At 38.5% G+C, this 14,758-nt stretch carries 9 protein-coding genes; 4 read left to right on the top strand and 5 right to left on the bottom strand.

The features are described from left to right. Positions 1 to 25: 25 nt before the first annotated feature. Positions 26 to 1,333 carry a glutamyl-tRNA reductase gene (gene hemA / locus PTQ27_RS01405; protein WP_273748390.1) on the bottom strand — a complete coding sequence of 436 codons (1,308 nt, stop codon included), beginning with the start codon at positions 1,331 to 1,333 and terminating at the stop codon, positions 26 to 28. 266 nt (positions 1,334 to 1,599) lie between these two features. Here hemA and relA point away from each other — a divergent pair, with 266 nt between their 5' ends. From relA to PTQ27_RS01390, 3 genes are all read left to right on the top strand, one after another. Further along, entirely contained in the window at positions 1,600 to 3,801 is a 2,202-nt protein-coding gene (gene relA / locus PTQ27_RS01400) for a GTP diphosphokinase (protein ID WP_273748391.1), read from the top strand. A gap of 76 nt (positions 3,802 to 3,877) precedes the next feature. After that, a complete protein-coding gene (gene ispC / locus PTQ27_RS01395; RefSeq protein ID WP_273748392.1) occupies positions 3,878 to 5,068 on the top strand; it encodes a 1-deoxy-D-xylulose-5-phosphate reductoisomerase in 1,191 nt (396 codons plus the stop codon). A gap of 199 nt (positions 5,069 to 5,267) precedes the next feature. Beyond that, positions 5,268 to 6,659 (top strand): DASS family sodium-coupled anion symporter, encoded by a 1,392-nt coding sequence (locus tag PTQ27_RS01390; protein WP_273748393.1) that lies wholly within the window; start codon positions 5,268 to 5,270, stop codon positions 6,657 to 6,659. A gap of 67 nt (positions 6,660 to 6,726) precedes the next feature. Here the strand turns inward: PTQ27_RS01390 and PTQ27_RS01385 are convergent, their stop codons facing one another. Continuing rightward, positions 6,727 to 7,866 carry a 5-methyltetrahydropteroyltriglutamate--homocysteine S-methyltransferase gene (locus PTQ27_RS01385; protein ID WP_273748394.1) on the bottom strand — a complete coding sequence of 380 codons (1,140 nt, stop codon included), beginning with the start codon at positions 7,864 to 7,866 and terminating at the stop codon, positions 6,727 to 6,729. 184 nt (positions 7,867 to 8,050) lie between these two features. Then, entirely contained in the window at positions 8,051 to 10,621 is a 2,571-nt protein-coding gene (gene clpB / locus PTQ27_RS01380) for an ATP-dependent chaperone ClpB (protein WP_273748395.1), read from the bottom strand. Between the two features lie 265 nt (positions 10,622 to 10,886). Here clpB and PTQ27_RS01375 point away from each other — a divergent pair, with 265 nt between their 5' ends. After that, positions 10,887 to 11,540 carry an OmpW/AlkL family protein gene (locus tag PTQ27_RS01375; protein WP_273748396.1) on the top strand — a complete coding sequence of 218 codons (654 nt, stop codon included), beginning with the start codon at positions 10,887 to 10,889 and terminating at the stop codon, positions 11,538 to 11,540. 61 nt (positions 11,541 to 11,601) lie between these two features. Here the strand turns inward: PTQ27_RS01375 and murP are convergent, their stop codons facing one another. After that, complete coding sequence (gene murP / locus PTQ27_RS01370) at positions 11,602 to 13,035, bottom strand: PTS N-acetylmuramic acid transporter subunit IIBC (RefSeq protein WP_273748397.1); 1,434 nt, start codon at positions 13,033 to 13,035, stop codon at positions 11,602 to 11,604. Between the two features lie 99 nt (positions 13,036 to 13,134). Continuing rightward, the gene (locus PTQ27_RS01365; RefSeq protein ID WP_273748398.1) at positions 13,135 to 14,628 is read right to left on the bottom strand and encodes a PTS transporter subunit EIIC; all 1,494 of its coding nucleotides are present in this window, start codon (positions 14,626 to 14,628) and stop codon (positions 13,135 to 13,137) included. Between the last annotated feature and the right edge of the window lie 130 nt (positions 14,629 to 14,758).

The raw sequence follows: 14,758 nt of genomic DNA, 5'->3' as shown, positions 1-14,758 counted from the left end.
ATTTATTAAGTTAGATAAAAGAAGCTTAAGAATCTAATTTCAATGCTTTAGAAAAACTCTGCAAGCCAGTTGAATTACCGCTTTTTGCCATAGATTGCAATGCTTGGGTTGGTGCGTGTAGTAACTGATTAGTTAATTTATAGCTTAATTCATTCAGCACTTTTTCACTTTCTTGACCTTGCTGAATCGCTTGTAATGCTTTTTCCAATAATTCTTGGCGGATTTGTTCTGCATCTTGACGGTAGCGTTTAATTAAATCGCTAGATTGCTGTTGTTTTAACCATTCAAAAAAGGCTTTGCTTTCCTCTTTGACAATTTCTGTCGCTTGTTTTGCAGCTTCTTCACGTTGTGCCATATTGCGTTGAATGATATTTTGTAGATCATCTACACTATAGGCATAAACTCCGTCTAATTCGCCAGCTTTTTCATCAATATCACGAGGAACCGCAATATCAATTAAGAGTAGTGGGGCAAACTGACGTTGTTTTTGAGCAATTTGTACCATCTCTTTGCTAATCAACATATCAGGACTGCCTGTTGAGCTAATGACCACATCAGCTTGATTTAAGCCTAATTGCAATGCACTCAGTGATAAAATTTGCATTGGGGTATCTAGTTTTTCCGCCAGCATTTCAGCTCGAATATGGGTACGGTTTGCCACCATAATATTTTTCGCCCCGTGCTGAATAAGATAACGAGCCACTAACTCAATGGTTTCTCCTGCTCCAACTAGCAAGAAACGCAACTTGCCAAAATTATCAAAAATTTGACGAGCTAAACCACAAGCAGCATAAGCAACTGAAACGGCTTGACTACCAATTTCTGTTTCTGAACGGACACGTTTTGCGGTTGCAAAGGTACGTTGGAATAAACGAGAAAGCTTAGTGGACATTGCCCCTTGGTGTTGCTGATAAAATTCCTCACTGTATTGGTAAGCTTGTTTAACTTGACCAAGAATTTGCGGTTCGCCCAAAATTAAAGAGTCTAACCCACTTGCCACTTTCATTAAGTGGTTTGCAGCGTCCATATTTTGTTTGAAATATAAGCATTCACGTAGTTCATTTTCATCAAGCTGATGAATATTGGCAAACCATTGGAAACATTTCTCCCGCCATTGAATATTTTCGGGATTATCTTCTTGAGGGGAGATATTCGGCTGGTGGAAATAAAGCTCTGTGCGGTTACAAGTGGAAAGTATAACAACGCTTTCAGCTAAGCCATCTTGCTGAATTTGTTCAAGGGCAAGTTCACGTTTGTTATCAACAAACGCAACTTTCTCCCTTAAACCTACAGAGGCTGTTTTATGATTGATACCTAAAGCTAAAATTGTCATTATTACCCACAAGCATAAAATGCGATTAAAATAAAAAACTGAAGCATTTTAATCAAGAGAGCGGACCTGTGCAAATGATTGTGCTGATAGGTTTGATTTATCACAAGGTAACTACCTCATAATGAGTAAATTTAAATCAAGTGTGAAGTGAAACTTATATAAAAAGTAAGCTTTTTTTTAAATTCCACGTATAATTGAACTTCATTTTGAGTCGGTTGCATCGCCGCAAGCGGTGTTATTTTCATAAAGTTTTACAAGGAGGCTTAATGGTAGCAATTCGTTATTCTCACCAACTTGATTCAAATAATTTTGAGTTATCGAGCTGGAGTACGAGTTTAAATATGTCGCCTGTGACTTTTGAACGCATTCAATACGCTTGGAACTATGCACAAGAACAACTCGATACAGACTATAGTTTAATGTGGTACGGCATTGAAATGGTGGAAGTTTTACACGGTTTAAATATGGATGATGATAGCCTTGTAGCCGCTTTACTGTTTCCGCTAGTTAAGCACAATATTATCGATCTTGTTCAATTAAAAGACGATTTTAGTAACCAAATCAAAAACTTGGTCAAAGGTGTACTCGAAATGGAGAATATTCGCCAATTAAGTGCGAATAATGCCTCTGATCTACAAATCGATAATATCCGCCGTATGTTGCTAGCAATGGTGGACGATTTCCGTTGTGTAGTCATTAAACTTGCCGAACGAATTGCTTATTTACGTGATGGTCATCACCATTCTGAAGAAGATACTGTATTAGCCGCCAAAGAGTGTTCGCATATTTATGCACCTCTGGCAAACCGCTTGGGTATTGGGCAACTTAAATGGGAGCTAGAAGATTATTGCTTCCGCATTTTACATCCAGTTTCTTACACTCAAATTGCAAAATTTGAGCTTGCCGAACGTCGTTTAGATCGAGAGCGTTATATTGCAAATTTCGTGGCAGATTTAACCGCTTGTTTAACGCCGGAAATTGAAAACGTGCAGATTTATGGTCGCCCGAAACATATCTACAGTATTTGGAAAAAAATGCAGAAAAAACGCTTGAAGTTCAATCAGCTTTTTGATATTCGAGCCGTTAGGGTCATTGTGCCGACACTGGAAGATTGCTACACCGCATTAGGGATTATCCATACCAAATATACTCATTTACCAGAGCATTTTGATGATTATATCGCTAATCCAAAACCAAATGGCTATCAATCAATTCATACGGTTGTTTTAGGTGAAGGTGATAAAACCATCGAAGTGCAAATTCGTACCCAAAAAATGCACGATGATGCAGAGCTTGGTGTGGCAGCTCACTGGAAATATAAAGAAGGGGCAACCGCAGGACGTTCAGGCTATGAAGAAAAAATTGTTTGGCTACGTAAATTACTTGAATGGCAAAATGATATTGCTGATTCGGGCGATGTGGTGGCTGAAATGCGAACACAAGTTTTTGATGATCGTGTTTATGTCTTTACCCCAAGAGGCGAGGTAATCGACTTACCACAAAAAGCCACCCCACTTGATTTTGCCTATGCGATTCATAGTGAAATCGGGCACCGTTGTATTGGGGCAAAAGTGGCTGGGCGAATTGTGCCATTCACTTACCATTTACAAATGGGCGATCAAGTTGAGATCATCACTCAAAAACAACCTAACCCAAGCCGAGATTGGTTAAACCCGAATGCAGGCTTTGTGAACACGGGCAAGGCTCGTTCAAAAATTATTGCCTGGTTTAAAAAATTAGACCGAGAAAAACATATTCCAATCGGTAAAGAAGCCTTAGAAGAAGAAATGGCAAAATATGGTTTTACCCTAAAACAAATTGAAGAATATGCTTTACCACGTTATAACCTAAAACAGTTTGATGATCTTTATGCCGGTATTGGCGGTGGCGATATTCGTTTGCACCAGCTAATGCACTATTTGCAATCAAAACTGATTAAGCCAACAGCTGAACAAGAAGATGAAGCAGTACTTAAGCAGGTTAATAAAAATATCAATAATCAAGCTAAACCAAGCAAAGGTTATGTGATTGTTGAAGGTGTGGGGAATTTGATGCACTCCATTGCCCGTTGTTGCCAACCGATACCGGGCGATGAAATTGTCGGCTATATTACCCAAGGGCGAGGCATCTCCATTCATCGTGCTGATTGTGAGCAATTATTTGAGCTACAAAGTATAAACCCTGAACGTGTTGTTGATGCCGACTGGGGAGAAGGCTATTCCGCAGGTTTAAGTCTGACTATTCGAGTGATTGCCAATGACCGCAATGGTTTATTGCGAGATGTCAGTGCGATTATGGCAAACGAAAAAGTGAACGTGCTTGGCGTTTCAAGCCGAACTGATGTCAAACGTAGTCTTGCTACCATTGATATGGAAATTCAGCTTAATAACGTTGAAATATTAAGTAAATTATTGGCTCGTATTGCACAATTAGATGATGTGATTGAGGCTAAACGTCTTGCAAGTTAAGTAACAAGCGGTCATTTTTAGGTAGTAAATTGCAAATAAAAAATGACCGCTTGCCAATTTTTAAAGAGAATAAATAATGAAAAAATTAGTGATTTTAGGTTCAACAGGTTCTATTGGTAAAAGCACTTTATCTGTTGTTGAACAAAATAAAACCGAATATGAAGTCTTTGCCTTAGTTGGCGGTAAAAATGTAGCCTTGATGCTAGAGCAATGCGAAAAATATCAACCAAAATTTGCCGCCCTTGATGATGAAAATGCCGCTCAACAGTTAAAATCCGCCCTTCTTAAACGAGGGGTAAAAACGGAGGTATTAGCAGGGCAGAAAGCAATTTGTGAACTTTCTGCACATTCAGAAGTGGATATGGTAATGGCGGCAATCGTTGGAGCGGCTGGCTTGTTACCCACACTTTCTGCGGTAAAAGCCGGTAAAAAAGTTTTATTGGCAAATAAAGAATCGTTAGTCACTTGTGGACAGATTTTTATTGATGAAGCTCGAAAATCAGGGGCGAAATTATTACCTGTTGATAGCGAACATAATGCGATTTTCCAATCTCTTCCGCCAGAAGCCCAGCAAAAAGTCGGTTTTTGTCCGCTTTCTGAATTAGGGGTAAGCAAAATTATTTTAACCGGCTCGGGTGGCCCTTTCCGCACCAAACCGCTTTCAGAATTTGATGCGATTACTCCAGCTCAAGCAGTTGCTCACCCAAATTGGTCAATGGGCAAAAAAATCTCGGTGGATTCTGCCACAATGATGAACAAAGGCTTGGAATACATTGAGGCTCGCTGGTTATTTAATGCTTCTGAAGATGAAATGGAAATTATTATTCATCCGCAGTCAATTATTCATTCAATGGTACGTTATATTGACGGTTCGGTTATTGCCCAAATGGGGAATCCGGATATGTGTACCCCGATTGCACATACAATGGCATATCCAAACCGTATTAACGCAGGTGTGCCGCCGTTAGATTTCTTTAAATTAAAAGAATTGACCTTTATTGAGCCGGATTTCGCTCGTTACCCAAACTTAAAATTAGCGATTGATGCTTTTGCCGAAGGGCAATACGCAACCACTGCAATGAATGCGGCGAATGAAATTGCAGTAGAAGCTTTCTTAAATGAACAAATTCGCTTTACCGATATTGTGAATGTAAACCGAACTGTCGTTGAAAACATCGCACCTATCCAAGTGCGAGAAATTGCCGATGTATTGCATATCGACAAACTTGCCAGAGAATTAGCAAAACAAGCCGTTATGCAACTTTAATCATAAAACATATTGCGAAAGATAAAAATCCACCTCTTTATAGCAGGTGGATTTTTTGTTTAAAAGTCAGTATTCCTTAATCATTTCTACCTAGATTTTGATTTATCTCATAAATTTTCTATATTTTTTGAATGGGGTGTTAAATATTAGTTAATATAATAAATTAATTATCGTTAAATGAAGTTTATAAGGATGTTAAATGACGAATTCTCCAGCCTTAAATAAAATTAGAAAAGATAGGCGTGATATGGCTATTTTCTTAGTGGATGTAGCACTTTTCTTTGCTTTATTAAAATGGCTTCCTTTTGAGCCAGAGCCAACTAAAGGTTTGGCATTACTTGCTTTTGTAGCAGTATTATGGCTAACAGAAGCAGTACACGTTACAGTAACTGCACTATTTGTACCTGTTTTAGCAATAGGGCTTGGATTAGTTACTTCAAAAGAAGCGTTAATTGCTTTTGCTGATCCGACTATCTTCTTGTTTTTTGGAGGGTTTGCTCTAGCAACTGCATTACATATTCAAAAATTAGATAAAATGATTGCCAACAAAATTATGGCATTAGCAAATGGAAAACTATTTGTTGCAGTGTTGTATTTATTTATTGTAACCGCTTTTTTATCAATGTGGATGAGTAATACTGCAACTGCAGCAATGATGTTACCACTTGCTTTAGGTATTTTAAGCAAAATGGATAAAGTGTCAGAACATAATACCTATACTTTTGTGCTACTTGGAATTGCCTATAGTGCTGGTATTGGTGGAATGGGGACATTAGTAGGTAGCCCTCCTAATGCGATTGTAGCTTCACAGCTACATCTGAGTTTTTCACAGTGGCTAATGTATGGCTTACCAATGATGCTATTATTGCTACCACTAGTGATTTTTATCTTATATTTAAACTTTAAACCTAAATTTAAAGGCGAATTTCAGTTTGAATTTGAACAAATAGGCTTGAATAAAAACCGTATTATTACGCTGATCATTTTTATATTCATTGCCTGTTGTTGGATTTTAGGTGGGAAGCTTAACCCTCTCTTATCTCAGTTTTTAGGATTAAAAACAAATATTGGCAGTTTCGATAGTATTATTGCACTTGCGGCATCATTACTACTTTGTGTTACGAAAGTAGTTAGTTGGAAACAAATTCAAGAAGGAACTGAGTGGGGTGTTCTATTCTTATTTGGCGGAGGTTTAACATTAAGTGCAGTGTTAAGCCATACGGGGGCAAGTCGCATTATGGCAGAGGGGATTGTCGCTCTTATTGAAGGAAAGCATTACTTTATTATCTGCTTAATTATTGCAGCGTTTATTGTGGTATTAACAGAATTTACCTCAAATACGGCGAGTGCAGCATTGCTTGTGCCAATTTTTATCTCTATTGCCGAAGCCTTGAATATGAACCCTCTTGGTTTTGCACTAATTATCGGTTTAGGTGCATCTTGTGCTTTTATGTTACCTGTAGGCACACCGCCAAATGCGATTATTTATGGAACAGGGCTTATTCGACAACGAGATATGCTGAAATCTTATAAAATGGATTTATTATGTATGCTAATAATTGCAACAGCAGGTTATTTGTTCTGGTTGTAGCAATGTAAATATAAAAATAGCCGAGCATTCAAAACTCGGCTATTTTTTATGAGTTATAAAGAGTTGATTAACCCCATACTTCCTCAGCAATTTCTTTAATTAAATCTAATTTTGCCCATTGTGCTTCTTCCGTTAAGATATTGCCTTCTTCTGTTGAGGCAAAACCGCACTGTGGTGATAAGCAAAGTTGATTAATCGGCACAATTTTTGCAGCTTCTTGAATACGAGCAATAATTGCATTTTTATCTTCTAAATCACCAAATTTAGAGGTAATTAAACCTAATACAACTTGCTGATCTTTAATATAACGTAGTGGCTCAAAACCGCCTGCACGTTCAGTATCATATTCTAAGAAGAAACCATCAACACGGCATTTACCAAATAATACTTCAGCAACAGGTGCATAACTGCCTTCTGAGAACCAAGATGAGCGGAAGTTACCACGGCAGATATGCATAGTAATAGACATATCAGCTGGTTTAGCATCGACAATACGATTTAATAATGCCACATATTTTTCTGCTAACTCATCTAAGTTAAAACCACGAGCCTCAAACTCTTTACGTTTATCTGCGGCACAGAATTGCCCCCAGCTTGTATCATCTAATTGCAGGTTACGTAAGCCCATTTCATAGAACTTATTCATTGCTTTGATATAAGCATTAGCAATATCATCATATAATTTTTGCTCGTCTTGATATTGCGGAAGAGGTTGATAATCTTCAGCACGCACACAGCAAATAATGTGTAACATATTTGGAGCTGGGATAGTGAATTTTGTTGGGTAATCGCCCGCTGCTTCTTTTAAAATTCGGTAAGCATCAACAAATGAGTGATTATCAGAGAAATCAATATTGCCCACAATTTTCACGGTTTGACCTTTTGGTTTATGTCCTGTGAAATTTACGTTAAAGATTTCAGTTTCTTGCCAATCCATACCATCTAATTCAGCTAAGAAATCTAAATGCCACCAAGCACGGCTAAATTCACCGTCAGATACAGCGTGTAAACCGTGCTTTTTTTGTAATTCAACTAATTTTTTAACTTCTTGACGAGTAACTTCCCGTAACTGTTCACGGCTGATTTTTTGTTGATTAAAATCTTCTCTTGCTTGCTTTAACGCATCAGTACGTAAAAAACTTCCCACCACATCATTGCGGTATGGTGCTTGGTTACGTGTAGTTGCTTCTGGAAATAACTGGCTCATTGAACACTCCTATTCAGTTTTATTATCAAAGTTTGATTTATCATAACAAAAACAGATAAAAAAAGCCCTTCATTAGATTATGAAAAATAATGAAGGGCAATATGAAAATTTTTACTACAAGCGGTTATTTTTGCTTTATTTTTTGCAAATGCAAAATTTTACAAAAATTTGACCGCTTGTAAGCTTATTGAATAGCAACAATACGATCGTTTTGATAATCTATTGTTACCGCTTTATTCGGTAGCAATTTACCACTTAAAATTTGCTGAGCAAGTGGGTTTTCTAGCTCTTGTTGGATTGCACGTTTAAGTGGGCGAGCCCCAAATAATGGGTCAAAGCCGGCTTTACCAATATGATCAAGTGCCGTATCTGTTACTGTTAATTCATAGCCACGTTCCGCTAAACGTTTGATTAAGCGTTGTAACTGAATTAAGGCAATCGAGCGAATATGTTCTTGACCAAGCGGGTGGAAGACCACAGTTTCATCAATACGGTTGATAAATTCTGGGCGGAAGTGTTGCCCCACCACAGACATTACCACCTCTTTCATTCCTGCGTAATCTAATTCAGGGTTTTCTTGAATCAGATGCGAGCCTAAGTTTGAGGTCATAATTACTACCGTATTACGGAAATCAACCGTTCTGCCTTGCCCATCGGTTAAACGCCCGTCGTCTAACACTTGCAATAGAATGTTAAACACATCAGGGTGGGCTTTTTCTACTTCATCTAATAACACCACAGAGTATGGGCGGCGGCGAACAGCCTCGGTTAAATAACCACCTTCTTCATAACCTACATAACCAGGAGGGGCGCCGACTAAGCGAGAAACACTGTGTTTTTCCATAAATTCCGACATATCAATGCGAACCATCGCATCTTCATCGTCAAATAAGAAATTTGCCAAGGTTTTACTTAATTCGGTTTTACCTACCCCTGTTGGGCCTAAGAATAAGAATGAACCAATCGGTTTATTCGGATCTGAAAGCCCAGCACGGCTACGGCGAATCGCATTGGCTACAGCCTCTACAGCCTCATTTTGCCCGATAACACGGCTATGTAGCACCTCTTCCATACGCAGCAGTTTTTCTTTTTCGCCTTCCATCATTTTCGCTACCGGAATGCCTGTTGCTTTTGAAAGCACTTCGGCAATTTCTTCTTCGGTTACTTTGGTGCGAAGTAAGTGGTTTTCGCCACCTTCCTCTTCACGTTTCACGGCATCTGCCAGCTCTTTTTCCAACTGTGGAATTTTGCCGTATTGTAATTCTGACATTTTCTCTAAATTACTTTCACGGCGAGCCTGATCCATTTCAATACGTGCATTTTCTAATTCTGTCTTAATATGTTGTGTGCCTAAAAGTGCCGATTTTTCCGCTTTCCACACTTCTTCTAATTCAGAATATTCACGCTCTTTCGCCGCCATTTCTTCATCTAATTTAGCTAAACGTTGGCGGCTTGCCTCATCTTCCTCTTTTTGCAACGCTTGACGTTCTAGTTTTAACTGAATAATACGACGTTCAAGTTTGTCTAACGGCTCGGGTTTTGAGTCGATTTCCATACGTAGGCTTGATGCTGCCTCATCAATTAAATCAATCGCTTTATCGGGTAATTGGCGATCAGAAATATAACGATGCGAAAGCGTTGCAGCAGCTACAATCGCAGGGTCTGTAATTTGCACGTGATGATGAATTTCATAACGCTCTTTTAACCCACGTAAAATCGCAATAGTGTCTTCGACCGTTGGTTCATCAACCAATACTTTTTGGAAACGACGCTCAAGAGCTGCATCTTTTTCAATATATTGACGATATTCATCAAGAGTTGTTGCCCCAACACAGTGCAATTCGCCACGGGCAAGACTTGGTTTTAATAGGTTGCCGGCGTCCATTGCACCGTCTGTTTTACCTGCCCCTACCATTGTGTGAATTTCATCAATAAAGAGAATAACTTGCCCTTCTTCTTTGGCTAATTCATTCAATACCGCTTTTAAGCGTTCTTCAAATTCTCCACGGTATTTTGCCCCTGCAATTAAGGCTCCCATATCAAGAGAGAGTACACGTTTATTTTTTAAACCTTCAGGCACTTCGCCATTGACAATTCGTTGTGCTAAACCTTCTACAATCGCAGTTTTACCTACACCCGGTTCCCCAATTAGCACAGGGTTGTTTTTTGTACGGCGTTGTAGCACCTGCACGGCACGGCGAATTTCTTCATCTCGCCCAATAACAGGGTCTAATTTTCCTGCTTTGGCACGCTCAGTTAAATCAATGGTATATTTTTGTAATGCTTGTCTGGTTTCTTCTGCATTTTGTGTGTTCACGGTGTCTCCTCCTCGAATTTGGCTGATTGCATTCGTAATGTTTTCTTTTGTTAAGCCAAATTTTTTCAATAATTTACCTAAATCGCCGCTATCTTCTACTGCTGCGAGTACAAACAATTCTGATGAAATAAAGCTATCGCCAAATTGTTGTGCTAGTTTGTCCGATTGGTTTAATAACCGAATTAACTGTTGCGAAATTTGAGTATTGCCACCTTGTACTTGTGGCAAGCGGTCTAAATTGTCTTGTAATTCACGAATAAAAGTTGGCACATTTACATTCAATGTTGTTAATAACGGGGCAACAGAGCCACCTTCTTGTTTTAACAAAGCATAAAGTAAGTGAGCTGGTTCGATATAGGCGTTATCTTTACCAACAGCAAGTGATTGCGATTCTGCTAATGCTTCTTGCAGTTTAGTAGTCATTTTTTCAAAATTCATATCTGCTCCAAAATCTGTTTAAATTAATCGAGATTGGGTAGTTATGGTAAATACCTCAACCCTCAACATAGTCATAAATAGTGCTTGTCAAGATATTTTCAAGTGAAAATGTGAAAAAGATCACAAAAATATATTAAATAACTCTTATTGGGTAATTTAATGTTAAAAATTTGATAAATATCAATTAAATTTTATTTCAATTCATTTACACTCCACTAAAGTTTACCTCGTTATGGGTATTCTAATTATTTTTGAGGATATGAATATGAAAAAAACAACATTAGCAATTATGTTAAGTGGTGCATTATTAGCTGGATCTGCAATGGCTCATCAAGCTGGTGATGTAATGTTCCGTGCAGGTGCCGTTCACGTTAAAGCCAATTCAAGTTCTACAACTAAAACCGCAGTTGATGTAGATTTGAAAGTGAAAAACAATACGCAATTAGGTTTAACGGCAACCTATATGTTAGCGGATAATGTAGGTATTGAGTTATTAGGTGCAACACCGTTCTCTCATAAAATTAACGCAAATGTACCAGCATTAGGAGCGGACTCGGATCTAGGGCGAGTAGTAAGTTTAAAACAATTACCACCAAGCCTTTATGCTCAATACTACTTCTTTGAACCAACGGCAAAAGTTAAACCTTATATTGGTGCTGGTTTAAACTACACTCGTTTTTATCATGCGAAATCTGTTGATTCGAAAGTAACAGATTTAAGTGTGAAAAAACACTCATTTGGACCAGTTGCTAATTTAGGGGTAGATGTAAAATTAACCGATAATATCTATTTCAATGCTGCAGCTTGGTACACACGTATTAAAACAACAGCGAAGTTCAAAGCATTGGATTTAGATCACGAAGTAAAAGTAAAACTTGATCCAGTGGTTTTATTTGCAGGCTTCGGGGTTAAATTTTAATTAATCTATACTTAAAAAAGCGTGTTAAATTCAAAGTTTAACACGCTTTTTTATGCTTTAATTAGCTTAAATCGACATCTTTTACGGCAAAGAAATAGGTTGTGATAAAGCCTACCACATAAGCTGTAGCTGTTCCGCAGAGGTAAATTGCAATTGCTGGGAAAATTCCGCTATTTGAGGTCATTAATGGAATTGCGAGTAAGCCAGAAGGCCCGAATACCGTATTTAATCCCATTGGGAAACCTAAATAAGCAATTAAGCCAATCACAAAACCGCCTGCTGCACCACCGATACAAGCCGTAATAAAAGGTTTCACTCTAGGTAAAGTTACCCCATAAATTAGAGGTTCTCCCACACCTAAAAAACCGGGGATAATTGCACCTTTGATTTGGTTGCGTAATGCTGAGCCTTTATTGGCTTTTACATAAAGGGCGATAGCCGCTCCCACTTGCCCCGCACCAGCCATTGCAAGAATAGGGAAAAGAGCATTGAAGCCTTGAGTTTCAACAAGAGCGAAATAAACAGGCACAAACCCTTGATGAATCCCAAACATTACAGCAATTAAGAATAACCCTGCTAATACCGCACTACCTAATGGATTACCGTTTAAATGCGAGAACAGCCAAGACATTCCATCAAATAATACAACGCCAATAGGCATAATAATTAAGAAAGTAAATACCCCCATAATGAGTAATGTTAAGGTGGAGGTTAGCACCATATCTAAATTATCAGGAATGAATTTGCGAACAAGTTGCTCGACTTTTGCACCGACTATAGCCGCAATCAGCACACCGATAATATTGCCTCTCGGATCAATTTCTAAGCCAAAAAATGTACCCATTCCAGAATAAATGCCTGCTTTAGCATCAGGGTTGTAACCTAAAATAAATAATGAGGCGAGAATTGCACCATTTACACCACTGCCGCCAAAGGCTTTTGCTGCGTTATAACCAATTAAAATACTTAAAAAGCTGAAAAGCCCTTTACTGAATACTTTCATATAATTGACAAGTTCTACAAGTATCGTATTTGGCGTTTCATTTCCCGTAATAAAAAGTTGTTGAAATAAGGTAGCAAAGCCAAGTAATAAACCAGCTGCAATAAAGCCTGGTATTAAAGGTGTGAATATAGTGGCAAATTTTGTTAAGAATTGCTGTATGGAGTTAGTTTGTTTAGCTTTTAATTGCTGTTTATTCTGTTTTGCAACTGTGGCTAAATCTTCCGATAGTGTTGGAGCATCTTTAAGAATTTGATTCATTAATTCTGCCGCTTTTGCCGCTTTGCCGGGTCCTAAAATAATTTGTAGCTGATCTTCTGCCTCAACAACGCCCAATACACCTGTAGTTGCTTTAATAGCATTGATATTTGCTATATGAGGATCTTGTAACGAAACCCGCAAACGAGTCATACAATTACCTGCTCGTATAATATTTGAAGAACCTCCTAAGTGTTGTAATAATTCACTAATTGTTTGTTTATTAATGGCTGACATAATAACCCCCTTAGTAAATTGAGTTTTATGCAAGCGGTCTGTTTTTTCGTAAAATTTGCAAAAATTTCCCTAAAACCGACCGCTTGTTTTAATCAAATGTTAGTCTTCTTTTCCTAAAATTTGATTCACTTCGCTTTTATAAAGTACGGCTTTAGCTCCGAATACGGCTTGTACGCCACCGCCGACTTCTAAAACATCAATCGCCCCTAATGCTTTTAAGCGAGCTTTATTTACCGCTTTGACATCTTTTACCGAAACACGTAATCGGGTAATGCAGGCATCTACATTTTCAATGTTTTCCGCATTGCCTAATGCTGAAATAATGTGATGAGCCGTTTCAGTTAAAGAGCTGGTTTCTTGCTCTACAACTTCTTCGGTTTCTTCTGCTCTTCCCGGTGTCATCACGTTGAATTTTTTAATTAGGAATAAGAACGAGAAGTAGTAAAGTGCTGCCCAAGGTAAGCCGACAAGCACAACACGTATCCAGTTTGTGTTTTCATTGCCTTGTAAGATACCGAAGAGTAAGAAATCTATAAATCCGCCAGAGAAAGTATTACCGATAGAGATATTCAGTAAATCTGCAATAAAGAATGAGACACCATCTAAGAAAGCGTGGAAGACATAAAGCCACGGTGCAACGAATAAGAACATAAATTCAATCGGCTCGGTAATGCCTGTGATAAATGATGTTAAAGCTGCCCCAAGGAATAAACCGCCAATCGCTCTACGGCGAACTTTTGGTACTGCGTGATACATTGCTAAACAAGCAGCGGGTAAGCCAAACATCATCGTATCAAAACGGCCGGCAAAGAAGCGAGTACCTTCAGTAAATAAGCCTTGGTGTGTTGGGGCTGCTAATTGAGCAAAGAATATTTTTTGTGCCCCAATAATTGTTTCGCCATTTACCACCTCGGTTCCGCCTAGTTCGGTGTACCAGAAAAGCGGGTAGATCATATGGTGTAAACCAACTGCACCGCTTAAACGCATTAAGAAGCCGTAGAAGAAGGTGCCGATTTCGCCCATTGAGCTAATCCCTTCGCCAGCAGACACTAACCAGTTTTGGAATGTTGGCCAAATTAAGAAGAATACCGCCCCAACAAAAATAGCGGCAAAAGCTGTAACAATCGGTACAAAGCGGGAGCCACCAAAGAAACCTAAAATTTGTGGCAGTTGAATATTATGGTATTTATTATGTAGTTTTACCGTAATTAAGCCCATAACTAATGAACCGATAACACCCGTATCAATTCCTTTAGTTTCAGGTGAGAAAAGAGGAATCAGGGCCGCTATTGTGCCTGTCATAATTAAATAACCAACCACCGCAGCTAAGGCTGCAACGCCTTTATCTCGTTTTGCTAGCCCAATGCCTAAACCAATACAGAGTAATAAAGCCAAATTGCCAAAAACGACAGAACCTGCCGCCGACATAATTTGGAAAATACCTTGCAAGGTTGGGTTATCTAAAATAGGGTAGGCTTGAACGGTTGCTTTATTTGATAATGCACCGCCTATCCCAAGTAGTAAACCTGCGGCAGGCAGAATAGCAATCGGCAACATAAAAGCTTTGCCGACTTGTTGAAGTTGCTTAAACATAATATTCTCCTTTAATTTATATTAATAATGAAAGCATACTGAAATTTATAGTTTTTCGATGTGATATAACTCACATTTTAGTAAATTTTTTCTTAAATTTGACCGCTTGTAAAAAAATTACCGATCGCTT

Source organism: Mannheimia cairinae (genome assembly GCF_028649535.1).
In the GTDB taxonomy this organism is placed as follows: Bacteria; Pseudomonadota; Gammaproteobacteria; order Enterobacterales; family Pasteurellaceae; genus Mannheimia; species Mannheimia cairinae.
The sequence above is the reverse complement of the archived record's forward strand: the minus strand, read 5'-3'. Positions and strand labels throughout refer to the sequence as shown.

Excerpts from the sequence above, each read along its gene's own strand:
- relA (WP_273748391.1), top strand. The coding sequence starts at position 1,600 with ATGGTAGCAATTCGTTATTCTCACCAACTTGATTCAAATAATTTTGAG.
- ispC (WP_273748392.1), top strand. The coding sequence starts at position 3,878 with ATGAAAAAATTAGTGATTTTAGGTTCAACAGGTTCTATTGGTAAAAGC.
- murP (WP_273748397.1), bottom strand. The coding sequence starts at position 13,035 with ATGTCAGCCATTAATAAACAAACAATTAGTGAATTATTACAACACTTA.
- hemA (WP_273748390.1), bottom strand. The coding sequence starts at position 1,333 with ATGACAATTTTAGCTTTAGGTATCAATCATAAAACAGCCTCTGTAGGT.
- clpB (WP_273748395.1), bottom strand. The coding sequence starts at position 10,621 with ATGAATTTTGAAAAAATGACTACTAAACTGCAAGAAGCATTAGCAGAA.
- PTQ27_RS01390 (WP_273748393.1), top strand. The coding sequence starts at position 5,268 with ATGACGAATTCTCCAGCCTTAAATAAAATTAGAAAAGATAGGCGTGAT.
- PTQ27_RS01385 (WP_273748394.1), bottom strand. The coding sequence starts at position 7,866 with ATGAGCCAGTTATTTCCAGAAGCAACTACACGTAACCAAGCACCATAC.
- PTQ27_RS01365 (WP_273748398.1), bottom strand. The coding sequence starts at position 14,628 with ATGTTTAAGCAACTTCAACAAGTCGGCAAAGCTTTTATGTTGCCGATT.
- PTQ27_RS01375 (WP_273748396.1), top strand. The coding sequence starts at position 10,887 with ATGAAAAAAACAACATTAGCAATTATGTTAAGTGGTGCATTATTAGCT.